This is a genomic window from Streptomyces spirodelae, from assembly GCF_017676385.1.
GTDB classification, from domain to species: Bacteria; Actinomycetota; Actinomycetes; order Streptomycetales; family Streptomycetaceae; genus Streptomyces; species Streptomyces spirodelae.
In genome coordinates this window covers 187,612-213,730 of record NZ_JAFFZN010000002.1, presented here as the reverse complement: position 1 = coordinate 213,730, position 26,119 = coordinate 187,612, and the positions used below count along the sequence as shown (strand labels likewise).

General features: G+C 70.4%; 24 protein-coding genes. 14 read left to right on the top strand and 10 right to left on the bottom strand.

Features of this window, described 5'->3' with window-relative positions; all coding sequences use genetic code 11:
* Positions 1–62 precede the first annotated feature (62 nt).
* The 6 genes from JW592_RS03245 to JW592_RS03220 form a co-directional block, all read right to left on the bottom strand.
* Positions 63–824, bottom strand: a complete 762-nt coding sequence (locus JW592_RS03245; RefSeq protein WP_209263309.1) for a TerD family protein — start codon at positions 822–824, stop codon at positions 63–65.
* A 135-nt stretch (positions 825–959) separates the two neighbouring features.
* Positions 960–2,111: a DUF475 domain-containing protein gene (locus JW592_RS03240; protein ID WP_209263308.1), complete on the bottom strand. Its 1,152-nt coding sequence runs from the start codon at positions 2,109–2,111 to the stop codon at positions 960–962.
* A 98-nt stretch (positions 2,112–2,209) separates the two neighbouring features.
* Positions 2,210–2,788: a TerD family protein gene (locus JW592_RS03235; RefSeq protein WP_209263307.1), complete on the bottom strand. Its 579-nt coding sequence runs from the start codon at positions 2,786–2,788 to the stop codon at positions 2,210–2,212.
* A gap of 188 nt (positions 2,789–2,976) precedes the next feature.
* A complete protein-coding gene (locus tag JW592_RS03230) occupies positions 2,977–3,552 on the bottom strand; it encodes a TerD family protein (RefSeq protein ID WP_209263306.1) in 576 nt (191 codons plus the stop codon).
* 195 nt (positions 3,553–3,747) lie between these two features.
* Positions 3,748–4,206 carry a peroxiredoxin gene (locus tag JW592_RS03225; RefSeq protein ID WP_209263305.1) on the bottom strand — a complete coding sequence of 153 codons (459 nt, stop codon included), beginning with the start codon at positions 4,204–4,206 and terminating at the stop codon, positions 3,748–3,750.
* 385 nt (positions 4,207–4,591) lie between these two features.
* The gene (locus JW592_RS03220; RefSeq protein WP_099880468.1) at positions 4,592–5,029 is read right to left on the bottom strand and encodes a DUF3052 domain-containing protein; all 438 of its coding nucleotides are present in this window, start codon (positions 5,027–5,029) and stop codon (positions 4,592–4,594) included.
* Positions 5,030–5,547: 518 nt separating this feature from the next.
* Between JW592_RS03220 and aceE the strand changes: the two genes are divergently transcribed.
* Complete coding sequence (gene aceE, locus JW592_RS03215) at positions 5,548–8,295, top strand: pyruvate dehydrogenase (acetyl-transferring), homodimeric type (protein WP_209263304.1); 2,748 nt, start codon at positions 5,548–5,550, stop codon at positions 8,293–8,295.
* A gap of 154 nt (positions 8,296–8,449) precedes the next feature.
* Here aceE and JW592_RS03210 read toward each other — a convergent pair whose 3' ends face one another.
* Both JW592_RS03210 and JW592_RS03205 read right to left on the bottom strand, forming a co-directional pair.
* Positions 8,450–8,887: a peptidase inhibitor family I36 protein gene (locus JW592_RS03210; protein ID WP_209263303.1), complete on the bottom strand. Its 438-nt coding sequence runs from the start codon at positions 8,885–8,887 to the stop codon at positions 8,450–8,452.
* A gap of 322 nt (positions 8,888–9,209) precedes the next feature.
* A complete protein-coding gene (locus tag JW592_RS03205; protein WP_209263302.1) occupies positions 9,210–10,823 on the bottom strand; it encodes an MFS transporter in 1,614 nt (537 codons plus the stop codon).
* A gap of 111 nt (positions 10,824–10,934) precedes the next feature.
* Here JW592_RS03205 and JW592_RS03200 point away from each other — a divergent pair, with 111 nt between their 5' ends.
* The 7 genes from JW592_RS03200 (at position 10,935) to JW592_RS03170 (ending at position 18,978) form a co-directional block, all read left to right on the top strand.
* Positions 10,935–11,564, top strand: a complete 630-nt coding sequence (locus tag JW592_RS03200) for a TetR/AcrR family transcriptional regulator (protein WP_209263301.1) — start codon at positions 10,935–10,937, stop codon at positions 11,562–11,564.
* Between the two features lie 159 nt (positions 11,565–11,723).
* Entirely contained in the window at positions 11,724–12,983 is a 1,260-nt protein-coding gene (locus JW592_RS03195; protein WP_209263300.1) for an alpha/beta hydrolase, read from the top strand.
* 143 nt (positions 12,984–13,126) lie between these two features.
* Positions 13,127–14,005, top strand: coding sequence for a DUF4429 domain-containing protein (locus JW592_RS03190; RefSeq protein ID WP_209263299.1), 879 nt, complete (start codon positions 13,127–13,129; stop codon positions 14,003–14,005).
* Positions 14,002–15,516 carry a sensor histidine kinase gene (locus tag JW592_RS03185; RefSeq protein ID WP_372446442.1) on the top strand — a complete coding sequence of 505 codons (1,515 nt, stop codon included), beginning with the start codon at positions 14,002–14,004 and terminating at the stop codon, positions 15,514–15,516. The genes JW592_RS03190 and JW592_RS03185 overlap by 4 nt, the downstream gene beginning before the upstream one ends.
* Complete coding sequence (locus tag JW592_RS03180) at positions 15,513–16,253, top strand: response regulator transcription factor (protein ID WP_209263298.1); 741 nt, start codon at positions 15,513–15,515, stop codon at positions 16,251–16,253. Before JW592_RS03185 ends, JW592_RS03180 begins: the two co-directional genes overlap by 4 nt.
* A gap of 291 nt (positions 16,254–16,544) precedes the next feature.
* On the top strand, positions 16,545–17,744 hold the full coding sequence (locus JW592_RS03175) for an alpha/beta hydrolase (protein ID WP_209263297.1): 1,200 nt from the start codon (positions 16,545–16,547) through the stop codon (positions 17,742–17,744).
* Positions 17,734–18,978 (top strand): acyltransferase family protein, encoded by a 1,245-nt coding sequence (locus JW592_RS03170; protein ID WP_209263296.1) that lies wholly within the window; start codon positions 17,734–17,736, stop codon positions 18,976–18,978. The genes JW592_RS03175 and JW592_RS03170 overlap by 11 nt, the downstream gene beginning before the upstream one ends.
* Here JW592_RS03170 and JW592_RS03165 read toward each other — a convergent pair.
* Positions 18,957–19,460: a MerR family transcriptional regulator gene (locus tag JW592_RS03165; RefSeq protein ID WP_209263473.1), complete on the bottom strand. Its 504-nt coding sequence runs from the start codon at positions 19,458–19,460 to the stop codon at positions 18,957–18,959. The genes JW592_RS03170 and JW592_RS03165 overlap by 22 nt on opposite strands.
* Before the next feature lie 94 nt (positions 19,461–19,554).
* On the opposite strand from JW592_RS03165, the gene JW592_RS03160 reads away from it, so the two are divergent.
* Complete coding sequence (locus JW592_RS03160; protein WP_209263295.1) at positions 19,555–20,367, top strand: serine hydrolase domain-containing protein; 813 nt, start codon at positions 19,555–19,557, stop codon at positions 20,365–20,367.
* A gap of 16 nt (positions 20,368–20,383) precedes the next feature.
* Here the strand turns inward: JW592_RS03160 and JW592_RS03155 are convergent, their stop codons facing one another.
* Positions 20,384–21,061: a pirin family protein gene (locus JW592_RS03155; protein ID WP_209263294.1), complete on the bottom strand. Its 678-nt coding sequence runs from the start codon at positions 21,059–21,061 to the stop codon at positions 20,384–20,386.
* A gap of 90 nt (positions 21,062–21,151) precedes the next feature.
* On the opposite strand from JW592_RS03155, the gene JW592_RS03150 reads away from it, so the two are divergent.
* The 5 genes from JW592_RS03150 to JW592_RS03130 all read left to right on the top strand — a co-directional run bounded on the left by JW592_RS03150 (position 21,152) and on the right by JW592_RS03130 (position 26,108).
* Positions 21,152–22,339 carry a PucR family transcriptional regulator gene (locus tag JW592_RS03150; protein ID WP_209263293.1) on the top strand — a complete coding sequence of 396 codons (1,188 nt, stop codon included), beginning with the start codon at positions 21,152–21,154 and terminating at the stop codon, positions 22,337–22,339.
* Positions 22,340–22,439: 100 nt separating this feature from the next.
* A complete protein-coding gene (locus JW592_RS03145; RefSeq protein WP_209263292.1) occupies positions 22,440–23,387 on the top strand; it encodes an ACP S-malonyltransferase in 948 nt (315 codons plus the stop codon).
* Positions 23,388–23,409: 22 nt separating this feature from the next.
* Entirely contained in the window at positions 23,410–24,444 is a 1,035-nt protein-coding gene (locus JW592_RS03140) for a ketoacyl-ACP synthase III (RefSeq protein WP_209263291.1), read from the top strand.
* A gap of 70 nt (positions 24,445–24,514) precedes the next feature.
* The gene (locus JW592_RS03135) at positions 24,515–24,763 is read left to right on the top strand and encodes an acyl carrier protein (RefSeq protein ID WP_209263290.1); all 249 of its coding nucleotides are present in this window, start codon (positions 24,515–24,517) and stop codon (positions 24,761–24,763) included.
* Between the two features lie 79 nt (positions 24,764–24,842).
* A complete protein-coding gene (locus JW592_RS03130) occupies positions 24,843–26,108 on the top strand; it encodes a beta-ketoacyl-[acyl-carrier-protein] synthase family protein (protein WP_209263289.1) in 1,266 nt (421 codons plus the stop codon).
* The last annotated feature ends 11 nt before the right edge of the window (positions 26,109–26,119 follow it).

The following is a 26,119-nucleotide window of genomic DNA, read 5'->3' as shown; positions in this document are numbered from 1 at the left end:
CCGGGTGACCGGACGGGGCCTCGCCCTCGTATGCGCGCATACGCGCTCGCTCCGGCGGCCGGTCAGACCTTCTGCGTCTTGTAGGCGCGGCCCCACTGCAGGCCCCAGCCGTAGAGCCGGTCCAGCTCCGCCTGGAAGCCGTAGACGTAGCGGACCTCACGGCGCACCCTCAGCTCGCCCTTGACGTTCTCCATCAGCATCACCGCGCACGAGCGCGCCTGGGGAGCCCGCTCGTCGAGGCCGACCTCCACATGGGGGCCGTTGCTGGGGATGAGCGTGACGACAGCGTGGGTCCGGTCGAAGGCCGGGGTGCCGTCGTAGATGTAGACGAAGAAGAGCAGCCGCCTGATCTCGTCCTTGTGGTCGAGATTGACGTACAGCGTCTCGCCGGACGGCGAACCGAACCGGTCGTCCCCGGTGAGCTTGACGTAGGGGGGCGCGTTCCAGTCCCCCGTGAAGTTGCCGAGCGGCTGGACGACGCCCTTGCTGCCGTCCACCAGCTCGTACATGCAGGCCAGGTCGAGGTCCACGTTGACGACGCCCTGCGTGTGCGCCTGTACAACGGTGGGCTTGAACGCTCTGAGCGGGTGCCGCAGCGAGCTGCCCGTACGGCGGCCGACCCCTTCCAGGTCCGAACTGCGCATCCGCCAGGAGAGATTGACCTGGAGGCTGCCGGTATCGGCTCCCTGTTTGGTCAGCGACAGCTCGGAGTGCCGTTTGGTCAGCTCCATCGCATACGTCGAAGGACCCCCGACCGTGTCGAACCTGGGTCCGCGCCGGGACATACCCACACCCCGTCGCCAGTTCTCCCACAGGGAGACCATCCCACACCCCCACTTGTCCTCAGCAAGCCCGACTCACCACTGCGGGGCGGCCCGAGGACGGCGGCCGGGCCGATTGGCCCGAGCCGACGCCGCCGCAAGCCGCCCCGCTGGGAGCGTTCCTCGTTCAGGAGCCGGTCACACGCGCGCGGGGGTCTCGGATTGCTCGGATTCGTCCCCACCGGACCCGTCTCCCCCGTTGGCCTCGATCGCACGGTTGCGGCGCAGCGAGGACCAGAAGGAGGTGGCGATCAGCACCACACCGACGAGGCCCGTGACGACCTCGTTGATCTCGTACTTGACGGTGATCAGGAGGATGGCCGCGAGGGCGCCGATGGCGTAGTGCGCGCCGTGCTCCAGGTAGACGTAGTCGTCCAGGGTGCCCTGGCGCACCAGGTAGACCGTCAGCGACCGGACGTACATCGCTCCGATGCCCAGACCGAGCGCCATCCAGAAGATGTGGTTGGTGATCGCGAAGGCGCCGATGACCCCGTCGAAGGAGAACGAGGCGTCCAGTACCTCCAGGTAGAGGAACATGAAGAAGGCCGCCTTGCCGGCCAGCCCGACCGCCGAGGGCTGTTTCCCGGCCTTCTTGGCCTCTTCCTCGGCTTCGTGTTCGCGCTCTTCCTCTTCTTCGAGTTTGTTCTCGAAGTGGCCGGAGAGGCCGCCGACGATGAGATAGGTGATCAGTCCCGCGACGCCGGAGAGCAGCACCGTGCCGGACTTGTCGGCGTGTCCGGCGTGCTGGTGCGCGGCAGTGGCCAGTGTGGTGGCCGTCACCAGCAGCACGACCAGCGCGATGCAGACGGAGAGTCCGTCGATCTTGCCGAGCCGGGACAGCGGGCGCTCGAGCCAGCCGAGCCACTTCTCCTCCCGCTCCTCGAAGATGAAGTCGAGGAAGATCATCAGCAGGAACATCCCGCCGAACGCGGCGATGGCCGGATGGGCGTCCGTGACCAACTGCTCGTAGCGGTCGGGGTTCTCGAGCGCGACCCGCACGGCCTCGACCGGCCCGACCTTCGCGCTGATGGCGACGATGATGACCGGGAAGATCAGCCGCATGCCGAATACCGCGATCAGAATGCCGATGGTGAGGAAGATCTTCTGCCAGAAGGCGTTCATCTTCTTCAGTACGCCGGCGTTGACGACCGCGTTGTCGAAGGACAACGAGATCTCGAGGACGGAAAGGATCGCCACGAGGGCGAACGCCTCCCACCCCCAGAAGAACGCCGCTGCGGCCAATCCGGCGGCGGTGACGCCGAAGGACCAGCCAAAGGTTTTCAGGAGCACTGGCTTCCCAATCCGGTATCCGGTCTACATGGATTCACAAGAGGCGAGAGTCCCGGAACGACTGCACCCTCGGAGCCGTCCAGGTGGTTGCGGAGCGACTAGGCGACATTGACGCCGAAGTCTAGAGCGATGCCCCTCAGACCCGACGCGTACCCCTGACCAACCGCACGGAACTTCCATTCCCCGCTGTAGCGGTACAGCTCACCGAAGATCATTGCCGTCTCCGAGGAGGCGTCCTCGGTGAGGTCGTAGCGCGCCAGCTCGACCCCGTCCTCCTGGTTGAGCACGCGGATGTACGCCTCGCCGACCTGGCCGAAGGTCTGGTGCCGGCTCTCTGCGTCGTAGATCGAGACCGGGAAGACGATCTTGTCCACCTGCGCGGGGACCAGGGTGAGGTCCACCAGCACCGTCTCGTCGTCGTCGCTGCCGGTGCCGCCCACCAGTTCGTCACCGGTGTGCTCGACCGAGCCCTCGGGGCTCTTGAGGTTGTTGTAGAAGATGAAGTACTCGTCGCCCAGGACCCGGCCGCCGGAGCACAGCAGCGCGCTCGCGTCGAGGTCGAAGTCGGCGCCTGTGGTGGAACGGGCCTTCCAGCCCAGACCGACCTGCACCTTGGTCAGGTTCGGTGCGGCCTTCGAAAGGGAGACGTTTCCCCCCTTGGCGAGCGTCACGCTCATGTTTCTGGTCCTCTCCCCGGCTTGCGGCACGGCCGTGCGGCCCGCGTCGCGGTGTATCCAGTCTCTCCGTACCACCGGGCGCCGCACACCTCCGGGTCACGGAAGTCTGCGGCGCCCGTGGCTGCCGGGCCCCGGCAGGTGCGCTCACCGGCCCACTCGCGGGCCGGTGGCGCTGCCCGTCAAGGTCCTCAGACGTTCACGCCGAAGTCCTGCGCGATACCGCGCAGACCGGAGGCGTATCCCTGGCCGATGGCGCGGAACTTCCACTCCGCGCCGTGCCGGTACAGCTCACCGAAGACCATCGCCGTCTCGGTCGACGCGTCCTCGCTGAGGTCGTAACGCGCCAGCTCGACGTTGTCGGCCTGGTTGACGACGCGGATGTAGGCGTTCCGCACCTGGCCGAAGCTCTGCTGGCGGCTCTCCGCCTCGTAGATCGAGACGGGGAAGACGATCTTCTCGACATCGGCGGGCACCCCGGCGAGGTTCACCTTGATGACCTCGTCATCGCCTTCGCCCTCACCGGTGAGGTTGTCACCGGTGTGCTCCACGGAGCCGTCGGGGCTCTTGAGGTTGTTGAAGAACACGAAGTTCTGGTCGTTGGCGACCTTGCCCTCCGCGTTCGTCAGCAGGGCACTCGCATCGAGGTCGAAGTCGCTGCCGGTTGTCGTACGCGCGTCCCAGCCCAGACCGACGATGACCGCGGTCAGGTTGGGCGCTTCTTTGGTCAGCGAGACGTTGCCGCCCTTGCTGAGGCTGACTCCCACGAGTCCTCCTGGTCAGTTGTTTCGTCGAGGAGCACCGCGTGCCCCCGTTTGTGGATGCCGTCGGATCAACGATTCGATCCTAGTGAGCGGTTCCCCGGCACACAGCCCTCTTACGGAGCGGAATCGGGGTTGTTCCCAGCGTCGCGGGAGCACGCGGCGGCGCCCCCGGCGCGGCGGGCCTGGCGGTCCTCGGGGTCAGAGCTTCTCGAGAACCTTCACGTAGTCCTTGAGGTCCCGCGCGTCGGGCAGTCCGTTGACGACGGTCCAGCGCACGGTGCCTTCCTTGTCGATGATGAAGGTCCCGCGCACCGCGCAGCCCTTCTCCTCGTCGAAGACCCCGTAGGCGCGGGATGCCTCGCCGTGCGGCCAGAAGTCCGACAGCAGCGGGTACTCCAGACCCTCCTGTTCGGCGAAGACGCGCAGCGCGAACGGCGAGTCGTTGGAGACCGCCAGCAGCTGCACATCGTCGTTGACGAACCGGGGCAGCTCGTCACGCAGGGCGCACAGCTCACCGGTGCACACGCCGGTGAAGGCGAAGGGGTAGAAGAGCAGGACGACGTTCTTCCGGCCCTGGTAGTCCGAGAGCCGCACGGTCTGGCCGTGCTGGTCCTTGAGCTCGATGTCGGGTGCCTGGGAGCCGGCCTCGATGGCCATGACGGGTTCCCTTCGGTGGACGGACAAAGACGTCCCCACCCTATGCACCGAGCCCCTGCCGGACATGGGCCGGTCAGGGGCTCGGTGCATACACGTTGGAACGTGTCGGGCACACACCGGAAGCAATCCGGAACACGGCACCGGGCGCCCAGGACGGGACCCCTTCTACTCCGGGCGGAATTCCACTCCGGGCGGAAAGGGAGCGGTCCCGTTCGGAACGACCGGGGACCCGGGGGCCGGAATCGGGCACAGTGCCGGAAACGGCGGCCGGGCACCTCTCGGCGCCGCTGCGCGGCTCGTCCGCGCCGCTGCGTGCCCTCGTCCGCGCCGCTCACGCGGCCTGGCACCGGCGGCCGGCCGTCGGCGCGTGGCGTGCCCGCGCCGCTCAGCGCTTGTTCGGGGCGCCCTTGGGGGTGACCAGCCGGCTGCCCGTCCAGTCCTTGGCCGCGTTGAAGCTCTTGGTCTGGGAGAGCCCAGCGGTCTGGGACGCCTCTCCGATGTCGCTGGGCTCCACATAGCCCTCGCGACCGGTCTTGGGGGTCAGCAGCCAGACGGGGGCACCCTCGTCGATCATCGTGGTCGCGTCCACCAGCGCGTCCGTCAGATCTCCGTCCTCGTCGCGGAACCACAGCACCACGGCGTCGGCCACATCGCCGTAATCCTCGTCGACCAGCTCCGTGCCGGTGATCTCCTCAATGGACTCGCGGAGCTCCTGGTCGACGTCGTCGTCGTAGCCGATCTCCTGGACCACCTGTCCGGGCTGGAAACCCAGCCTTGCGGCGGGGTTGGTCCGCTCCTCCGCGTGGTCCGCGGTCGCGCTCACGGATTGCCTCCAGTCATGTCTTTCGAATATGGGGTTGCACCCCGCGCACACGCGAGGCATGGGCCGTAGTCCACACGGGCGGGCCGGATCACGCAAGTACCCGGCGTTCCATCCCGCCCAAACGTTGACGTCTCATCCCACAATGCCTGATCGAGAGTGATTCAGGCCACATTGCGGGCGCTGGGATCTGCCAGGTTTGCCCCGGGTGAGCCGGGGGGAGCCGCAGGAATACCCCTGCGTACCGAACGGATGTTTGGGGTGGTCGGGGCGGAAGGCCGGGTACGACCCTCAACGGGCGTAGGGTTGCGGTTCCACCACGCCGCTGTGCCCAACGAGCACCTGCGTACACCGCTCCTCCGGCCCACCTCGAGAGGCGCCGGGTTACTTATCGGTAGAGATGACGCCACAGCGGCGGCGGTACACGATGGAGGCGGCGCGCCACCCCTTGAGCACAAATCCCGGCGTCCGCCGTCGCCCGGCCCCCGAGCACCACCCGACCGACACAGCGAAGGAACAGCGTGGCTTCCGGATCCGATCGCAACCCGATCATCATTGGCGGCCTTCCCAGCCAGGTCCCGGATTTCGATCCCGAAGAGACCCAGGAATGGCTCGACTCGCTCGACGCCGCCGTCGACGAGCGCGGACGGGAACGCGCCCGCTACCTCATGCTCCGGCTGATCGAACGCGCCCGCGAGAAGCGCGTCGCCGTCCCGGAGATGCGCAGCACGGACTACGTCAACACCATCGCGACCAAGGACGAGCCGTTCTTCCCCGGCAACGAGGAGATCGAGCGCAAGGTCCTGAACGCGACCCGGTGGAACGCGGCCGTCATGGTCTCGCGCGCCCAGCGCCCGGGGATCGGTGTGGGCGGCCATATCGCCACCTTCGCCTCCTCCGCCTCGCTCTACGACGTGGGCTTCAACCACTTCTTCCGCGGCAAGGACGAGGGCGACGGCGGGGACCAGGTCTTCTTCCAGGGACACGCCTCCCCCGGCATCTACGCCCGCGCCTACCTGCTCGACCGGCTCAGCGAGGCCCAGCTCGACGGCTTCCGGCAGGAGAAGAGCAAGGCGCCGCACGGGCTCTCCAGCTATCCGCACCCGCGGCTGATGCCGGACTTCTGGGAGTTCCCCACCGTCTCCATGGGACTGGGCCCGATCGGCGCCATCCACCAGGCGCGGATGAACCGCTACATGGAGGCCCGCGGTATCGCCGACACCTCCAGGTCGCGGGTGTGGGCCTTCCTCGGCGACGGCGAGATGGACGAGCCCGAGTCCCTCGGCCAGCTCTCCCTGGCCGCCCGTGAGGGGCTGGACAACCTCACCTTCGTGGTCAACTGCAACCTTCAGCGGCTGGACGGCCCGGTCCGGGGCAACGGCAAGATCATTCAGGAGCTGGAGTCCTACTTCCGGGGCGCCGGCTGGAATGTGATCAAGTTGGTGTGGGACCGCTCCTGGGACCCGCTGCTGGCGCAGGACCGGGACGGCGTACTGGTCAACAAGCTGAACACGACGCCCGACGGGCAGTTCCAGACCTACGCGACCGAGAGCGGCGCCTATATCCGCGAGCACTTCTTCGGCGGCGACCAGCGGCTCCGCAAGATGGTCGAGGGCATGACCGACGACCAGCTCCTCCACCTGGGCCGCGGCGGCCACGACCACCGCAAGGTCTACGCGGCCTACAAGGCGGCAGCCGAGCACAAGGGGCAGCCGACCGTCATCCTGGCGCAGACGATCAAGGGCTGGACGCTGGGCCCCAACTTCGAGGGCCGCAACGCCACCCACCAGATGAAGAAGCTGACGGTCGACGACCTCAAGGGCTTCCGCGACCGGCTGCACCTGCCGATCCCCGACAGCGAACTGGAGTCGGGCCTGCCGCCCTACTACCACCCGGGCCGCGACTCGGAGGAGATCCAGTACATGCACGACCGCCGCCAGGAGTGCGGCGGCTACGTGCCGACGCGGGTCAACCGGGCCAAGCCGCTGCGGCTGCCGGACGAGAAGGCGTACGCCACTCTGAAGAAGGGCTCGGGGCAGCAGCAGATCGCCACCACGATGGCGTTCGTGCGGCTGCTGAAAGACCTGATGCGGGACAAGGAGATCGGCAAGCGCTTCGTGCCGATCGCCCCCGACGAGTACCGCACCTTCGGGATGGACTCCTTCTTCCCCTCTGCCAAGATCTACAACCCGCTGGGGCAGCTGTACGAGTCCGTCGACCGCGAACTGCTGCTCGCCTACAAGGAGTCGCCGGCCGGGCAGATGCTGCACGACGGCATCTCCGAGGCGGGCTGTACCGCCGCCGCGATCGCCGCCGGCTCCGCCTACGCCACCCACGGCGAGCCGCTGATCCCGATCTACGTCTTCTACTCGATGTTCGGCTTCCAGCGGACCGGCGACCAGTTCTGGCAGATGTCCGACCAGCTCGCGCGCGGCTTCGTCCTGGGCGCCACCGCCGGGCGCACCACGCTCACCGGTGAGGGCCTGCAGCACGCCGACGGCCACTCGCAGCTGCTGGCCTCCACCAATCCGGCGGTGGTCTCCTACGACCCGGCCTTCGGCTTCGAGATCGCCCATATCGTCCGCGACGGGCTCCGCAGGATGTACGGCTCCAGCGACGAGCACCCGCAGGGCGAGGACATCTTCTACTACCTGACCGTCTACAACGAGCCCATCCAGCAGCCGGCCGAGCCGGAGAACGTGGACGTGGAGGGCATCCTCCAAGGGCTCTACCGCTACCAGGCGGGCGAGCGGGGCACCCATGCGGCGCAGATCCTGGCCTCCGGGGTCGCCGTGCCGTGGGCGCTGGAGGCCCAGCGCATCCTCGCCGAGGAGTGGGATGTGAGGGCCGACGTGTGGTCGGCGACCTCCTGGAACGAGCTGCGGCGCGAGGCCGTGGCGGTGGAGGAGCACAACCTGCTGCACCCCGAGGAGGAGCAGCGGGTCCCCTACGTCACCCGCAAGCTGCACGGCGCCGAGGGCCCCAAGGTCGCCGTCTCGGACTGGATGCGGGCCGTGCCCGACCAGATCTCGCGTTGGGTGCCGGGCACCTACCAGTCGCTGGGTGCCGACGGGTTCGGCTTCGCCGACACCAGGGGCGCAGCGCGCCGCTACTTCCACATCGACGCGCAGTCGATCGTGCTCGGTGTGCTGACCGAGCTGGCGAAGGAGGGGAAGGTGGATCGCTCCGCGCTGAAGCAGGCCATCGACCGCTACCAGCTTCTGGAGGTGGCGGCGGCCGACCCGGGCACCGCAGGCGGCGACGCCTGAACCGGCGCCCGAGCCGACGCGCGAGCCGGCTCCCCGCGGGGAGCCGGCAGGCTCCCGGCCCCGGCCCTGCGGCCGGGTGCTGTCCCTGCCGGGGCGGCACCCGGCCGCAGGCGTGCGGGGCCCGTCACCGCGCCCCGCGTGTGCGGCGGGCATCTCAGTGCTCCCAGACCTTGAAGGCGCGTGCCCGGTAGGGCAGCTCGGGGGTCCAGGAGCCGGAGGGATGGGTGTTGAATTCCGCCGTCTCCGCGCAGACCGCACTCTGGTAGAGCGTGACGGGCCGACCTGTGCGGTTTGCCGCCGAGAGGGTCGAGGCCCCGCCCGGCAGCGCCGTACAGCTCTCGATGTCGATGCCGCTCAGCTCGTGGACGCGCCGCTTCCCCTTGAACCGCGCGCTCTCCCACAGACACAGCTCTCCGGGACCGCACGTCCCGAGCCTGGGACCACTCCGGTGTTCATGCCGGGAACCATGCTGGGTCCCGTCCCTGGTCTGCGCCCCTACCGGCTGCGCTGCGCCCGTCAGCACCGCAGCGAGCGCCGTCACGGCCAGCATCACGGCCGCCGTCCTCGGACCTCGTCCGAACATGCCTTTCATGGCTGATCACTCCCCCGCCGAAGGCCGGGCACGTTCTCGCCCGGCGTGTGATCAGCATGTCGGCGCCGCCGACGGGCCGCCAAGAGCAAACGGCCCGGTTCACCGGGACAGGTGGCGGAGTTGTCCACAACTCGCGAGTTATCCACCGTCCCGGCGCCACCGGGCCGGAGAATTGCCGTGATACGTCCGGTTCGTCCGGCAGCCCCCTGCGTACGGCCTCTCGACCAGACGGCCCCCCGGCCAGGCCCGCCCGCCACCCGGCCGCCCAGGGCCGCTCCGCCTCCCGGCCACCCAAGGACGCTCCGTCACCCGGGGATGTCCGTCAGACGTGCACCGACGGCCCCGCGTCGTTCGTGCCGCGGCTGGTGAAGACGGCGACGCCGGCGGCCAGGGCAGCGACGATGCCCGCGCAGACGAACGCCAGTCCCATGCCGGAGACGAAGGAGTCGTGCACCACGTGCTTGATCGTCTGAGCCATCTGCTCCGGCGTGCCCTTGGGCACGGGGGCGATGCCGACCTCGGCGGCGTCCTTGAGGGCCGCCTCCTTCTTCTCCGGGAGCGGCGGGAGCTTGGACTCGGCCCACTTGCGGGGCAGTTCGCTGCCGACCCGGGAGGCCATCACGGCACCGAGCACGGCCGTACCGAGGCTGCCGCCCACCTGCATGGCAGCCTGCTGGAGGCCGCCTGCAACGCCCGCGTGCTGCAACGGGGCGTTGCCGACGATCACTTCGGTGGCGCCCACCATCACCGGCGCGAGCCCGAGGCCCAGGAGCGCGAACCAGAGCGAGGTGATGGCCATGCCGCTGTCCGCCTCCAGGGTGGAGAGGCCGAACATGGCGACGGCGGTCAGCACCATGGCGCCGACCAGCGGAAGACGGGGGCCCACCTTGGTGATGATGGTGCCGGCCAGCGGCGAGGCGACGATCATCATCGCGGTCAGCGGCAGCAGCCGCAGCCCGCTGTCCAACGGTGAGAGCCCGTTGACGTTCTGCAAGTAGAAGGTGACGAAGAACAGACCGCCCATGAAGCCGAAGGCCATGAGCACCATCAGGACGGTACCGGCCGTCAGCGGCACGGAGCGGAACATGCTCATCGGCAGCAGCGGCTCCTTGACCTTGGTCTCCCAGAAACCGAAGAGCACGAAGGCCGCCACGGAGACGGCCAGGAAGCCGAGCGTCCTGGCGTCCCCCCAGTGCCAGTCGGGCGCCTTGATGATCGCCCAGACGAGGCAGAACATCGCGCCGGACAGCAGCACGATGCCCAGCAGGTCGAAGGAGCGGGGAGCGTCCTTGGCACGCCGGTCCAGCAGCAGCACGAGGCCCATCACCAGTGCCAGCGCCCCGACGGGGACGTTGATGAAGAAGACCGACTCCCAGCCCTTGTGCTCGACCAGCAGGCCGCCGACGATCGGCCCGGCCGCTGTCGAGGCGCCGATGACCGCGCCCCAGATGCCGATGGCCGCGTTCAGCCGCTCGGCGGGGAAGGAAGCGCGCAGCAGGCCGAGCGCGGCAGGCATCAGCAGCGCCCCGCATATGCCCTGGAGCACGCGGAAGGTGATGACGAGAGCGACGCTGCCGGACAGTCCGATGGCGGCGGACGCGGCCGCGAAGCCGACGACGCCGCCGAGGAAGGTCTGGCGGTGTCCGAACCGGTCGCCCAGCTTGCCCGCTGTGATCAGCGAGACCGCGAGCGCGAGCAGATAGCCGTTGGTGATCCACTGGACGTCCGCGAGGGAGGCGTCGAGGTCGTCCTGGATGGCGGGGTTGGCGATGGCGACGATCGTCCCGTCGAGGGCGACCATCGCGACGCCGAAGGCGACGGTGACGAGGGTCAGCCAGGGGTGCCCGCGCAGCCCGCCGCGGGTCTTGTGGCCACCACCCTCGGGGCTTGCTGGATCCGGCGCGCCGTGCGCGACGGTGCTGGTCTGGGTGCTCATGACGCCACGGTAATGACAGCTACTGACAATTGACAAACTAAATTATTAGCCGGTAAATGTCAGTCGACGCTCACGTATCGTGAACACCCTGACGCGGGAGAGGAAGCGGCTTTGACGGGTCTGCGTGAACGGAAGAAACAGCGCACCAGGGACGCCCTGATCGTGGCGGCCCATGAGCTATTCGTCACGCAGGGCTATGAAGACACCACGGTCGACCAGATCGCCGAAGCCGTCGACGTCTCCCAGCGCACCTTCTTCCGCTACTTCGCAAACAAGGAGGAGGTCGCGCTGTTCGTGCAGGACATGGTCGGACAGCTGTACTACGAGGCCGTCTGCGCCCGTCCAGCCGGTGAGTCTCCGCTGGACTGCCTGCGCAACACCCTCGACGACGCCTGGGACGACGTCGGAGAGGCCGTGGAGGAGATCACCCCTCTCGACCTGCACCTGAAGATGTGCCAGGTGATCGAGACGACCCCCGCGCTGCTCGCCGCACACCTTCGGCACTCGCTGCTCATGGAGGAGAAACTCGTCCAGGAGATCGCCCGGCGCGCCGGCGTGGACGCCGAGAAGGACCCACGGCCCCGGGTGCTGGTGGCCGCCTTCAGCGGCGTGATGCGCACCGCCGCACGGCAGTGGAGCATGCGCAACGACTCCTCCCTCCAGTTGGCCCGCCAGGTCACCGGTGACTACGTGGCGCAACTGGGCCCCGCCCTCACCGCGGACTGGGGACAACAGGGCTGAACTCGACTGCCCTTCCCCGCACGGCAGTTGCGCACGGTGACCAGTACGCCAGATGGACGTGCCGCACTGACCCGACAGCGGAGTACGAAACGTGAGATGACTCACTGGGCACCCATCAATGCGGGACCTCCGCCCGGCATCTCCTAAGGTGTCGCCCCAGTGACTTACTTCTCCGCACTAGGCAGCCCGCTGTCCGGATCAGGCGTCCCCGCGCCGGGAGCCCCGGGCATCACGGCCTGGCGCGCGCTGCTCGCCCTGGCCGTCGTCTTCGTCCTGCTGGCGACGACCGGCTGGACAGCGGTCCGCAAGCACCAGGCCGATGCCGGCCCCCGCGCGACGGCACTGCACGCCTGGGAGAAGGGTTCTTTCGCCGGCCGCCCGCTGCCCGACCCGGACGCCTCCCCCAGCCGCATCTCCCGCTACTTCGGCCAGCTGAGCGCAGCACAGCAGCGCACCCTCGCGACGCGCTACCCGCTGGTCGTGGGCAACCTCGGAGGCGCTCCCCTGCAGCTGCGCTACCGGGCCAACCACACCGCGCTGCTCCAGGCACGTGACATCGAGCGCAAGCGGATGCGGGACCAGCGGCTGACGGACGAGGGCCGCGACCAGGCCGGACAGCGGATGCACCGCTTCGAGTCGATGCTGCGCCCCGGGCGGCAGATCCTCGCCTTCGACCCGACGGGACGCGGCCGGGCCGCCGAGGTCTTCGGTGACCTGCGGAAGGCACGGCGCGTCTCGGTGGTCGTCCCCGGGGTCGACACCGACCTGCTGTCCTTCGAGAAGTCGGCACGGCAGTACTCGGCACCGGTCGGCATGGCCGAGTCACTGCAGCGGCAGCAGCACGCCGCCCGCCCCGGCACCCGTACGGCGACGATCGCCTGGGCCGACTACACCGCGCCCGAGGGGCTCGGCGTGGACGCCGCCTCCGGGGCCGCGGCCCAGGACGGCGCCGTACGACTGAACAAGCTGCTGCGCGCCCTGCCTGCCACCTCGGCCGGCGCCTCTCCCGGGATCGCGCTGATCTGCCACAGCTACGGCTCTGTGGTCTGCGGGGTGGCAGCGCACCAGGTGCCGGACAGCGTCACCGACATCGCCGTCGCGGGCAGCCCCGGGATGCGCGTCGACAACGCCGCACAGCTGGGCACCCGCGCCCGCGTCTGGGCGATGCGCGACAGGGACGACTGGATCGCCGACGTGCCCCATATGGACGTCGGCGGGCTCGGGCACGGCGCCGACCCGGTCTCGGACGCCTTCGGGGCGCGGCGCCTGTCGGCCCGCGGCGCCGTCGGCCACACCGGCTACTTCGTGCCGCACACGGGCAGCCTCGCCAACTTCGCCGCGATCGGAACCGGCTCCTACCGGGACCTCAGATGCCACTCCTCCGACCCGAAGTGCTCCTTCGTCCCAAGCGTGTCCTGACATCACGCACAGGCGCACGAGGCGTCCTGGGACACCCTGTCCGAGCCGGCACGGGAGGCCGTATGCACCGAATCAGCGCGCGTAGCGTCGCGGAGAGCGGCGGAGGGGGGACGGACAGGCGGCAGCCGCATACGATGGCCCACATGGGTGACGTACTGGCTGGAATTCACTCCACCTGGGAGTTCGAACCGGACTCCGTGCTCATCCGCTTCGAACGGGGGATTCGCACACCGAAGCTCTTCCAGGTGCTCGGAGAGCGGCGTGTTCCGTACGAGGCGCTGAGCGCCGTCGAGCTGGCCCCGGGGGGCAAGCGGGGCACCGTCGTGCTGCGCGCCGTGCCTCGCGAGGGCGCGGACCCGCTGCTGGAGGCCGCCGCGGGACAGCTCAAGGAGAGCAGCGACCCCTACCGCCTGGTGCTGCCGGCGGAGCGCGAGACGCTGGCTGACTACTACGCGACCGAGCTGCGCGACGCGCTGCCCGCGGACGCGGCCAAACCCGCCGAGCGCTACCTGGTCGCCGCTCCGGCGGCGCCGCAGAGCTTCAAGGCGTACGACGGCAAGGCGTCCTTCGACGGCAAGGTCGTCGCCTTCCGCTGGTTCTGGACGGGCGCCTCCACGGCCAAATGGAAAGCCGGCGACCAGTTCTTCCCCGTGGGAGAGCTGGAGGACGTCGAATGGCGCTCCCCGGAGGGGCTCAGCGGCCATCTGCGGCTGCGTCCACGCGGAGCCGAGATGCTCGCGGAGGCCGACCAGGACCCGGCCTCCGTGGTGTTCGGCCTCGGCTACGGCCCCGTCTACGAATCGCTGCCCTTCGCCGCCTCGGTCCTGGAGGCGGTACGCGCGGCCGACCCGGTGCGGGAGCCGGCGAGCGCCTGCTCCGCGCCTGCGCCGCCGAAGCCGCACCGCTCCGACCCGGCCGACGTGGCCGAGCGCATCCGGCACCTGGGCGAGCTGCACGACGCCGGGCTGCTCACCGACGACGAGTTCACCGCCAAGAAGGCGGAGCTGCTGGCGGAGCTGTGAGCACACGCGCTGTCGCGCCCCGGCTGCGCGACGGTCTGCGCTCGCTCGGCATGGCGCTGATCGTGCCCGCCGCCTCCGACGAGCCGCTGCTGGCGCACGCCTCCTCCCGCGCTGTACGGCTGCTGCCCTACGCGGTGACGTTCGTGTTCGCCGTCTCGCTCCTCCCTTCCAGTATTCAGGTGCTCGCGCACGACTACAGGCTGCACGGCGGTCTCGCCGGCGCGCTGGGCGTGGCTCAGGCCGCACCCCTGCTGCTGGCCGTGACCAGACCGCTGCCCGCCTGGTGGATCATTTTCACCGCCGACCTGCTGGGCGCGCTGGCCCTGCTGACCGCCGACGGGAACGCGGGCCGCCCCTGGCCTTGGCCGCCCACGGTGATCGTGGGATACCTGGTGCTCTGCCTGGCGCTGGCACTGCGCGAGAGCCGCCGCACCCTGCTGTCCGTCTGGCTGCTCACCGTGGTCGCCTCGCTCACGCTCGGACAGCTGGCACCGGAGCGCAGCGAGGGGACGAACGTCCTGCTGATCGTGCTCAGCGGTGTCGTACTGCTGCTGGGTGCCGCACTGCGGGAGCGGGCGGAGGCACAGCGGCGGCTGGCCGAACAGGAGACCATCAGCGAGGCGGAGCGCGCCCAGCGCACACTGCTGGAAGAGCGCGCCCGTATCGCACGCGAACTGCACGACGTGGTGGCACACCACATGTCGGTCATCACCGTCCAGGCGGACAGCGCTCCCTACCGGATCGACCAGTTGCCCCCTCAGGCACGTGAGGAGTTCGGCTCCATCGCCGCGACGGCACGCGAGTCGCTGAGCGAGATGCGTCGTCTGCTGGGCGTCCTGCGGAGCGAGAAAACCCGAGGGGAGCGCGCACCGCAGCCCGGTCTGGACAGGCTGGAACAACTCGTGGAGGCGACCGTACGGGCCGGCGTCCCCGCCGAACTGAGTATCACCCTCCCTGAGGACGAGGACGAGGACGAGGACGAGGGCAAGGGCGAGGACGGTGCGGCAGGCGAGGCGTCCGGCTCCGGGCCGGCGCCCAGTGTGACGCTGTCTGCGTACCGGATCGTCCAAGAGGCGCTCGCCAACGTCGTACGGCACGCGCCCGGCGCCCGGACCCGCGTCTCGGTGACGGCGCCGGACGGCTTCCTGTCCGTCCTGGTCGTCAACGGGCCCTCCCCGGAGCCGGAGGCCGCGCCGCTGGAGACCAGCGGGACCGGACACGGTCTGGTCGGCATGCGGGAGAGGGTGCGGCTGGTCGGCGGCAGCCTGGAGGCCGGCCCGCTGCCGGACGGCGGCTTCCGCGTCGCAGCGCGGCTCCCGCTGGACCCGCCGCCCGCAGCCCTGGACGACGAACCGCACGGCACAGCGGAAGGGGCCGAAGCCGAGGGCACGCACTCGCAGACGACGCACTCGCAGACGACGCACTCGCAGGTGACGCACTCGCAGGTGACGCACTCGAAGAAGATCCGCTCGAAGAAGACCAAGAAGACGAAGGGCTCCGCGACCGAATGAACGGCATTGGCGCCCCCGGCGCCTTCCCATCGGACCAGGTGACCCGCGTGGTCATCGTCGACGACCAGGCCATGGTCCGTGCCGGGTTCGCGGCCCTGCTTGCCGCCCAGAGCGACATCGACGTGGTGGGCGAGGCGCCCGACGGCGTGGCGGGCGTCGAGCTGTGCCGCCGTGCCCACCCGGACGTGGTGCTGATGGACGTACGGATGCCACGGCTGAACGGTCTGGAGGCGGCGCAGCAGCTCCTCGATCCGCCGCCCGGCGTCACCCACCAGCCCAAGGTGCTGATGCTGACCACCTTCGACGTGGACGACTACGTCTACGAGGCACTGCGGCTGGGCGCGAGCGGCTTTCTGCTCAAGGACGCGCCACCGGCCGATCTGATCGCCGCGGTACGGGTGGTGGCCGAGGGCGAGGCACTGCTGGCCCCCTCGGTGACCCGGCGGCTGATCGCTGAGTTCGCCAAACAGCGATCAGGGCACGCCCCGCGCAAGGGGCGCACCTCGGGGCCCGAGGTGCGGCTGAACGCGCTGACGGAACGGGAGACCGAGGTGCTGGAACTGGTGGCACGCGGCCGGTCCAACACCGAGATCGCGGAATTTCTCGTGCTGGCCGAACAGACGGTGAAGACCCATGTGAGCCGTATCTTCGCCAAGCTGGGGCTGCGTGACCGGGCCCAAGCGGTGATCTTCGCCTACGAGTCGGGGCTGGTCGCACCCGGCGACCACGACCAGTAGCGCCGACCCGAACCCGCCCTCGTAGGACCCGTCGACGCATCCGGCCTCGACGCGTCCGGCCTCGACGCGTCCGCCCTCGACGCGTCCGGCCTCGAGGCATCCGCCCCCCAAGGTGTCCGAGCTGCCGACGCATCCGCCCCGCAGACGCGTCGGCAGCGCTCTCCTCCACCCCCTACCCCGGTAGCACTCCGCGATTGGCTCCGCGGTGTGACGACCTGCGCACAGCCGGGCCCGCACTCTCCTCCTGTCGCCATTCGGAGACTCCGGAACGGCGGTGGGAGGAGGGACCGTATGAAGCGCCGCCGCAAGCGTGCACTGCTCGTCACCCCGCTCGTCGCGGGGATCTTCGCCGCGACAGCAGGTGTCACCAGCGGGACGGAGCAGACGCCCGTCACAGGGCCGGCGCCGGGCGCCGCCGCCTGGCGCGCCGACCACTCGCTGGGGCGCACGCTGCCGGACCCCGCAACCGCGAGCCCCGAAAGAGTCGCCGCGTTCTTCGCGGGGCTCGGGAAGAGTGAGCGGCGGGCGCTTGTGCGGCGGCACCCGCTGACGGTGGGGAACCTGGACGGCGCCCCCCTGGGTATCCGTTACCAGGCGAACAGGGTGGCGCTCAAGGAGGAGCGGCGGGCGCAGTTGGCGCGGGCGCGGGGCCGGGCCGGGGAGGGCGGGCTGACGCGGGCCGATCGCCGGGAGGCCCGCGAGAAGGCCGAGCGGTACGCCGAACTGCTCGCTCCGGGACGGCAGATCCTCGCCTTCGACCCGCGCGCCCGTGGCCAGGTCGCCGAGGTGTACGGGGATCTGGCGCACGCCACCCGGACCGCTGTCGTCGTACCCGGCTCGGACATCGATCTGGCCACCTACGACGGCCGTGGCAAGAACCGGTACGGCAAGCCCGCGGGGATGGCCACCGCGCTGCGCCACCGGATGGCGGCACTCGCTCCGCACACCCGTACCGCGGTCGTCGCGTGGGTCGGCTACACCACCCCCGTCGGCCTCGGCCCGGACGCCGCCACGGCACGGCTCGCGAACGCCGGTGCTCCCCGGCTGGTGCGCTTCCTGCGCGGGCTACGGCGGACCGGGGTGCCCGCTCCCGCGGTGCTGTGCCACAGCTACGGCTCGGTGGTCTGCGGCCGGGCGGCACCACGGCTCGACAGCTCGGACGCTGCCGACCTGATCGTCTTCGGCTCCCCCGGGATGCGCGTCGGTTCGGTGGAGGGGCTGCACACCCGGGTGCCGGTCTGGGCGGCCCGGGCCGCCGAGGACTGGATCGGCCGCGTGCCCAATGCCGAGGTGCTCGGACTGGGACACGGCGCCGACCCCACGGACGCCGGATTCGGTGCCCGTGTCGTCACAGCGGCACGGGCCGACGGGCACAGCGGCTATCTGAAGCCGGGCACCGACTCGCTCGACAACTTCGCCGCCATCGTACTGCGCGCCTACGGCTCCATCCGGTGCGCGCCCGCCTCCCAGGAGTGCGCCGATGCCCGCTGAGACGACTGCACGGCGCCCGCTGCTGCACCAGGCGCGAAAAGCCGTCCGCCGTATCGAGGAACGTACTCCACCGCACCGTGACCGTGCGGTGGACGGGCTGCGCGCACTGGCGCTGCTCGCCGTGCCCCTGGGGCACTGGATGCTCGGCGGGTTCACCCGCGGCCCGCAAGGAGCCCTGCACAACGCGAGCCCGCTCGCCACGTTCGGCTTCTTCGCGCCGCTGAGCTGGATGCTGCAACTGCTGGGCATCTTCTTCCTGGTGGGCGGCTACTCCTCAGTGCTCTCCCTGCGGCGCGCCACCGAGCGGGGCGAGAGCGCCGGGCACTGGCTGCGTGGCCGGCTGGTGCGGCTGGGCCGTCCCGTGCTCGGCGTCACCGCCGTATGGGCGGGGCTGCTGCCTGTGCTGGCGTTCTGCGGGGTGCCGCAGGCGACACTGCGCACGGCGGCGGTGCTGGTGGTGCAGCCGCTGTGGTTCGTCGCCGTCTACGCGGGTGTCACCGCGCTGACGCCGTACTGCGTGCGGGCGGCGCGGCGGTGGGGAGCAGGGGCGGCTGTGCCGCTGCTGGGGACGGTCGCTGTGGTGGACTTTCTGCGCTACGGCGTTGTGGCACAGCAGATGCCGTCCTGGTTCGGTCTGGTGAACCTGCTGCCGGGGTGGCTGTTCGGCTATCAACTGGGTGTCTGCTGGGGCGTCGGCAGGCTGGGGCGCAAGGGTGCCGCCGTGCTGTGCGTCGGGGGTGCTGCACTGTTCGCCGTGCTGCTGCTCGGTTTCGGCTATCCGGCGTCCATGGTGGGCGTTCCCGGGCAGGCGCGTACCAATTCGCATCCCCCGTCACTGCTGGTGCCGGCGCTCGCGTCCGCGCAGTGCGGTGCGGCGGTGCTGCTACGGGAGCGCATCGGCCGTCTGCTGCGCCGTCCCGCGCGGTGGGCGCCTGTGGTGGTGGTGAATCTGTCGGCGATGACGATCCTGTGCTGGCACCAGACGGCCATGCTGGCGGCAGCGGTGCCCGCTGCCCGGCTGGGTGTGGTGCCGGGGCTGACGACGGCGCCCGACTCGCTCGGCTGGGTGGCGGCCCGGCTGGTGTGGCTGCCGGTGTTCGCCGTGGTGCTGGTGGCGATCGGCAGGGTCACCCGCCGGTTCGAGGCCCCGTGGTACGGCGCAGGGCGGGGCGCACGGGCGGCTGCCGGGGCGCTGGCCGCCGCTTTCGCGCTCTACGCGTTCGCCGTGGTCTGAGGTGTGGTGTGGGCGAGGACGGCGCGGGTCGCGGGGAGTTCCCCGGTCTTCTCCGCGTAGATGTCGATCTTGTAGTCGAGGACGGCGAGGGTGTCGTGCAGCTCCGCGATACGTGTGAGCACGTCCTGGCGAGTGGCCTCCAGGAGCTCTTTGCGCTCCGCGAATGTCTCGGTGCCCCGGCGCACCATCTCGGCGTAGCGCACCATGTCGGCGACGGACATCCCGGTCCGCCGCAGTTTGCCGACGAGTTCCAGCCAGTCCAGGTCGCGGTTGGTGAAGCGCCGCTGCCCGGTGTGGGAGCGGTCCACGTGCGGCATCAGGCCGATCCGCTCGTACCAGCGCAGCGTGTGCGCGCTCAGCCCGCTCAGCGCCGCCACCTCGCTGATCGTGTACCTGTCCTGACCGTCGGGCCTGGGGTGGACGGCTCCGCCGTCGGCGCACTGCCGCGGTGAGCGGGGCTGCGGGGTGCGGGGGTTCTCCATCTGCGTCACGGTCACAAGTGAACGCTATGGACTTGGAGTGCACTCCAAGCAAGGGCAAAATCGTCGGCAAATCGATGCCGTTAGGCTCGGTGCCATGGACAGCCTGCGGATGATCGAGAACTGGCCGGTGCCCACAGCGGCGGCGGCTGTCGTACGCGCCGACGGCACCGTGGCCGGCACGCACGGTCCGGCCGACCAGCGGTTCGCGCTGGCCTCCGTCACCAAGCTGCTGACCGCCTACGCGGCGCTGATGGCGCTGGAGGAGGGCGCCGCGGAGCTGGACGAGGCGGCCGGTCCCGAGGGTTCGACGGTGCGGCATCTGCTGGCTCACACTTCCGGTCTCGCCTTCGACGAGCAGCGCTCCATGGCCGAGCCCGGCACCCGCCGGATCTACTCGAACGCGGGTTTCGAGACTCTGGCCGACCATCTCGCCAAGGCGACCGAGATGCCCTTCCCGCAGTATCTGCGCGAGGGTGTGCTCGACCCGCTGGGCATGGCCGCCACCGAGCTGGAGGGCTCGGCCGCCAAGGACGCCGTCTCCACACTCACCGACCTGGTCCGCTTCGCCGCCGAGCTCCAGTCCCCCGCGCTGCTGGACCCCTCCACGGTGCGCGAGGCGACCCGTGTGGTCTTCCCCGGGCTCAACGGTGTGCTGCCTGGCTACGGCAACCAGAAGCCCAACGACTGGGGCCTGGGATTCGAGATCCGCGGCGCCAAGTCCCCGCACTGGACGGGCGAGGCGTCCTCGCCCGGCACCTTCGGGCACTTCGGCCAGTCCGGCACGTTCCTGTGGGTGGACCCGGAGGCGGGTGCCGCGTGTGTGGCGCTCACCGACCGCGACTTCGGCCCGTGGGCCGTGGAGGCGTGGACGCCGTTCACCGACGCGGTCCTGGCCGAGCTGCGGTAGCGGCGGCGGGCGCGGCTCAGCCGTAGCCGGGCTCCGCGTGCATCTCCCACAGCAGCACCTCTGCACTGCCCTCGGCGCGCAGTTCACGCGTGGCGCCCTGGTCGGTCAGCCGGGCGGCGTCGCCCTCGGCCAGCGCCGTACCGTCCAGCAGGGCCGTGCCGCGCGTCACGTGGACGTACACGAAAGCGGCGTCCGGCACGGCCGTGCGCTCGCCGTCGGCCAGCCGCCGCACATGCAGCACGGCTTCGGTGCGCGGCAGCGCGAAAGGGGTGTTGTCCGCGATGCCGCGGACGATCTCGTATTCGGGCTCGGTGCCGAACGCGCCGGGCACCAGCCACATCTGGACGAAGCGCAGCGGGGTGTCGCCCGCGTTCCGCTCGGTGTGCCGCACGCCGCTGCCCGCGCCGAGCCGCTGCACGTCACCTGCGCGTACGACGGTGGCGCCGCCGGTGGAGTCGCGGTGTTCCAACTCGCCCTCGACGACCCAGGTGACGATCTCCACATCGCGGTGCGGGTGCTCCTCGAACCCGGCGCCCGGTGCGAGGCGCTCCTCGTTGCAGGCCACCAGCAGCCCGAAACCGACGTTGTCGGGGTCGTAGTAGCCGGAGAAGGAGAAGGCGTGCCGGGTGTCGATCCCGGCCCGCTGGTCGCCGCCCCGGTACCGGTCCTCGGCCCGCCACACCACCTGCTGCATGCGCTCCACGGTAGCCCCGGCCCGCTGCCCGCAAAGTCCCGGTCCGCCCCCCGCGCCCTTGAAAGGCATCCGGTAAGGCAGGCTTGTCCCGTGCCCGAAGCCACAGACCCACCATCCCAGCACCCCCACCTGGCCACCCTGCGCCGTCTGGAGCAGTCCTCAGGGAAGCTCGCCGCCGCCGCCATCGCGCGGATGGACGAGCAGCTGCCCTGGTACCGGGCGATGCCACCGGAGAACCGCTCGTGGATCGGCCTGGTCGCCCAGGCGGGTATCGCGGCGTTCACCGAGTGGTTCCGGCACCCGGAGACGCCGCAGGCCATCAGCACCGATGTGTTCGGCACCGCGCCGCGCGAGCTGACGCGGGCGATCACGCTGCGGCAGACCGTGGAGATGGTGCGTACCACGATCGAGGTCGTCGAGGCGGCCATCGACGAGGTCGCGGCGCCCGGGGACGAGGCGGTGCTGCGCGAGGCGCTGCTGGTGTACGCGCGGGAGATCGCCTTCGCCACCGCGCAGGTCTACGCGCAGGCCGCCGAGGCGCGCGGCGCGTGGGACGCCCGGCTGGAGTCGCTGGTCGTCAACGCGGTGCTCTCCGGGGAGGCGGATGAGGGAGCGGTCTCGCGTGCGGCGGCGCTGGGCTGGAACTCGCCCGAGCATGTGGCCGTGGTGCTGGGCACCGCGCCGGACGGCGACAGCGAACTGACCGTCGAGGCGATCCGGCGCGCCTCCCGGCACGCCAAGCTCCAGGTGCTCACGGGTGTACTGGGCAGTCGGCTGGTGGTGATCGCGGGCGGTTCGGACGACCCGCTGAAGGCGGCCAAGTCGCTGATCGGCCCGTTCGCGGCCGGCCCTGTGGTCGCCGGTCCCGTGGTCGGCGATCTGCTGGCGGCGACCCGCTCGGCACAGGCGGCGATGGCGGGCCTGAAGGCGTGCGCGGCCTGGCCGGACGCGCCCCGTCCGGTGCTCGCGGACGATCTGCTTCCGGAGCGCGCGATGGCGGGTGACCCGGTGGCGCGGGAGCTGTTGGTGGAGGAGATCTACAGACCGCTGGAGGAGGCCGGGTCGGCGCTGCTGGAGACGCTCAGCGTCTACCTGGAACAGGCGAGTAGCCTGGAGGGTGCCGCGCGGATGCTGTTCGTGCACCCCAACACCGTCCGCTACCGGCTGCGACGTGTGACGGACGTCACCGGCTGGTCGCCTTCCGATGTACGTTCCGCTTTCACCCTGCGTATCGCGCTGATCCTGGGGCGTCTCGCCGACTTCCCCGGTCAGCCGTAAGCTGTCGGGCGTCTTTTGTCGAGGGTCCACAATTCCCCTCACTGTTCTTCGTCTCGGTCCCCACCGGCCGAGACCCGTGCCCACAGGAGAGAGTGAAAGAGTGCTCGTACTCGTCGCTCCCGGCCAAGGCGCTCAGAAGCCTGGCCTGCTGACCCCCTGGCTCGAACTCCCCGGCGTCGCCGACCGGCTCGCTCAGTGGTCGGCCGCCATCGACCTCGACCTGGTGCACTACGGCACCGAGGCCGACGCCGAGGCGATCCGTGACACGGCCGTGGCCCAGCCGCTGCTGGTCGCCACCAGCCTGCTGTCCGCGTACGAACTGCTGGAGGGCGAACCCACCCAGGACGCGCCCGGCCGGGCCGCCGGCATCGGCGCGTTGGCCGGCCACAGCGTGGGCGAGCTGGCCGCCGCCGCGCTGACCGGTGTCCTCACCCCGCTGGAGGCGCTGCGCGTCGTGCGCGCCCGGGGCAGGGCGATGGCCGAGGCCGCCGCCGTGACCGAGACGGGGATGTCCGCCGTGCTGGGCGGCGACCCGGAGACGGTCACCGGGCATCTGCACAAGCTCGGCCTGACGCCCGCGAACAGGAACGGCGCGGGCCAGATCGTGGCCGCCGGTACCGCCGAGCAGCTCGCCGCGCTCTCGGAGAACCGCCCCGAGAAGGCCCGGGTCGTCCCGCTGAAGGTCGCCGGAGCCTTCCACACCGACCACATGGCCGGTGCGCTGCCCGCCATGGAGGCGGCCGTCGAGGACGTCGCCCCCGGCGCCCCGCTGACCCGCTATGTCTCCAACTTCGACGGCCAGGTCGTCGAGTCGGGGCCCGAGGTCGTCCGCCGCCTGGTGCACCAGATCTCGGCGCCGGTGCGCTGGGACCTGTGCATGGACACGTTCCAGGAGCTGGGGGCCACCGCGCTGATCGAGCTGTGCCCCGGCGGCACCCTGACCGGCCTGGCCAAGCGCGCCCTGCCGGACGTACGGACGCTGGCGCTGAAGTCGCCCGACGACCTCGCCGCGGCGCGGGACCTGCTCGCCGCTCACACGTCCGCCTGACCTCCAAGGAGTCCCGAGAAGCATGACCGCGAAGATCAAGCCCGCGCAGGGCTCACCGTACGCGCGCATTCTCGGCGTCGGCGGATACCGACCGACCCGCGTCGTACCGAACGAGGAGATCCTCAAGCACATCGACTCCTCGGACGAGTGGATCCGCTCCCGTTCGGGGATCGCGACCCGGCACTGGGCGAACGACGAGGAGACGGTCGCCGAGATGACCCTGGAGGCCGCGGGCAAGGCCGTGGCCGACGCCGGGATCACCGCCGACCAGGTGGGCGCGGTCATCATCTCGACCGTCTCGCACTTCAAGCAGACCCCGGCCATCGCCACCGAGATCGCCGACCGGATGGGCGCGCGCAAGGCGGCGGCCTTCGACATCAACGCGGGCTGCGCCGGCTTCGGCTACGGCCTCACCCTGGCCAAGGGGCTGGTCGTCGAGGGCAGCGCGGACTACGTGCTGGTGGTCGGCGCCGAGCGGCTCTCGGACCTGACGGATCTGACCGACCGCTCCACCGCGTTCCTGTTCGGGGACGGCGCCGGAGCCGTCATCGTCGGCCCTTCCGACGAGCCGGGCATCGGCCCCTCGATCTGGGGTTCGGAGGGCGACAAGCGGGACGTCATCTCGCAGACCATCCCGTGGGACGGCTTCCGGGTGGGCGACGTGGCACAGCTGCCGCTGGGCGAGGACGGCTCGGTGAAGTTCCCCGCCCTGCGGCAGGAGGGCCAGACGGTCTTCCGCTGGGCCGTCTTCGAGATGGCCAAGGTCGCGCAGCAGGCCCTGGACGCGGCCGGGATAACTCCCGAGGACCTGGACGTCTTCATCCCGCACCAGGCGAACATGCGGATCATCGACTCGATGGTGAAGACCCTCAAGCTGCCCGAACACGTCACGGTCGCCCGCGACGTGGAGACCACGGGCAACACCTCGGCTGCCTCCATCCCACTGGCGATGGAGCGGCTGCTGGCGACGGGGAAGGCGAGGAGCGGCGACACCGCCCTCGTCATCGGCTTCGGGGCGGGTCTCGTGTACGCCGCCACGGTCGTTACCCTCCCCTAGTCAAGATCCGAGCAGCCCCGTACGACAGGGTCGGGCGCTGCGGACTCACCGAATACGAAGGAGCGCCGCAATGGCCGCCACGCAGGAAGAGATCGTCTCGGGCCTCGCCGAGATCGTGAACGAGATCGCCGGTATCCCCACCGAGGACGTCCAGCTGGAGAAGTCCTTCACGGACGACCTGGACGTGGACTCGCTGTCCATGGTCGAGGTGGTCGTCGCCGCCGAGGAGCGCTTCGGCGTCAAGATCCCGGACGACGACGTGAAGAACCTCAAGACCGTCGGCGACGCGACCGACTACATCCTCAAGCACCAGAGCTGAGACATCCCTTGACGCGTTTGTCGCCACCCGGCGTGTGGGTGGCTCAAACGAGTCACCCCCTACCGTGGAGAGAATTCCAGTGAACGCGACCAATGACACCGTGGTCGTCACCGGTATCGGCGCAACCACACCGCTGGGTGGCGACAGCGCATCGACCTGGGAAGGGCTCGTCGCCGGGCGCTCGGGCGTCGCACTGCTCGAGGAGGAGTGGGCCGCCGACATGCCGGTACGCATCGCGGCGCGGGCCGCGGTCGAGCCGGGTGAGAGCATTCCCCGTCCCCAGGCCAGGCGGCTGGACCGCTCGGCGCAGTTCGCGCTGATCGCGGCCCGGGAGGCGTGGGCCGACGCGGGCTTCACCGCCCGGGCCGGCGAGGACGCCTCCGTCAACCCGGACCGGCTGGGTGCCGTCGTGGCCTCCGGTATCGGCGGCGTGACCACGCTGCTGGACCAGTACGACGTACTGCGCGACAAGGGCGTTCGCCGTGTGTCGCCGCACACGGTGCCGATGCTGATGCCGAACGGTCCCTCGGCCAACGTCGGGCTCGAGGTCAACGCCCGGGCCGGGGTGCACACCCCGGTCAGCGCCTGCGCCTCCGGCTCCGAAGCGGTGGGGTACGCGATCGAGATGATCCGCACCGGCCGCGCCGACATCGTGGTCGCCGGCGGCACCGAGGCGGCCATACATCCGCTGCCGATCGCCGCGTTCGGCAACATGATGGCGATGTCCAAGAACAACGACGACCCGCAGGGCGCCTCCCGCCCCTACGACGTGGACCGCAACGGGTTCGTGCTCGGCGAGGGCGCCGGGGTGATCGTGCTGGAGTCGGCCGAGCACGCCCGGCGGCGCGGGGCGCGGATCTACGCCGAGGCCGTGGGCCAGGGCATCTCCGCCGACAGCCACGACATCGTGCAGCCCGAACCCTCGGGCAACGGCATCGCGCACGCGCTGCAGAACCTGGTCTCCAGGACCGGTCTGGACCCGGCCGAGATCATGCACATCAACGCGCACGCGACCTCCACCCCGCAGGGCGACCTGGCGGAGCTGAAGGCGCTGCGCAAGGTGTTCGGCGACGACGTCGACCACATGGGCATCGCGGCGACCAAGTCGATGACCGGCCATCTGCTGGGCGGCGCCGGCGGTGTCGAGACGGTGGCAACGCTGCTGGCGCTGCACCACCGCACGGCCCCGCCGACGATCAACATCGACAACCTCGACCCGGAGGCCGACGGCGACATCGTGCGCGACACCGCGCGCGAGCTGCCGGCCGAGGGCCGTATCGCCGCGCTGAACAACTCGTTCGGCTTCGGCGGCCACAACGTGGTACTGGCGTTCCGTACGGTGTGATCCCGGCTCTG

Coding starts and splice junctions, on each gene's coding strand:
- JW592_RS03140 (WP_209263291.1), top strand. CDS start 23,410: ATGACCGCGAAGATCAAGCCCGCGCAGGGCTCACCGTACGCGCGCATT.
- JW592_RS03165 (WP_209263473.1), bottom strand. CDS start 19,460: ATGGAGAACCCCCGCACCCCGCAGCCCCGCTCACCGCGGCAGTGCGCC.
- JW592_RS03235 (WP_209263307.1), bottom strand. CDS start 2,788: ATGAGCGTGACGCTCGCCAAGGGGGGAAACGTCTCCCTTTCGAAGGCC.
- JW592_RS03180 (WP_209263298.1), top strand. CDS start 15,513: ATGAACGGCATTGGCGCCCCCGGCGCCTTCCCATCGGACCAGGTGACC.
- JW592_RS03170 (WP_209263296.1), top strand. CDS start 17,734: ATGCCCGCTGAGACGACTGCACGGCGCCCGCTGCTGCACCAGGCGCGA.
- JW592_RS03175 (WP_209263297.1), top strand. CDS start 16,545: ATGAAGCGCCGCCGCAAGCGTGCACTGCTCGTCACCCCGCTCGTCGCG.
- JW592_RS03155 (WP_209263294.1), bottom strand. CDS start 21,061: ATGCAGCAGGTGGTGTGGCGGGCCGAGGACCGGTACCGGGGCGGCGAC.
- JW592_RS03245 (WP_209263309.1), bottom strand. CDS start 824: ATGGTCTCCCTGTGGGAGAACTGGCGACGGGGTGTGGGTATGTCCCGG.
- JW592_RS03190 (WP_209263299.1), top strand. CDS start 13,127: ATGGGTGACGTACTGGCTGGAATTCACTCCACCTGGGAGTTCGAACCG.
- JW592_RS03135 (WP_209263290.1), top strand. CDS start 24,515: ATGGCCGCCACGCAGGAAGAGATCGTCTCGGGCCTCGCCGAGATCGTG.
- JW592_RS03210 (WP_209263303.1), bottom strand. CDS start 8,887: ATGAAAGGCATGTTCGGACGAGGTCCGAGGACGGCGGCCGTGATGCTG.
- JW592_RS03225 (WP_209263305.1), bottom strand. CDS start 4,206: ATGGCCATCGAGGCCGGCTCCCAGGCACCCGACATCGAGCTCAAGGAC.
- JW592_RS03160 (WP_209263295.1), top strand. CDS start 19,555: ATGGACAGCCTGCGGATGATCGAGAACTGGCCGGTGCCCACAGCGGCG.
- JW592_RS03205 (WP_209263302.1), bottom strand. CDS start 10,823: ATGAGCACCCAGACCAGCACCGTCGCGCACGGCGCGCCGGATCCAGCA.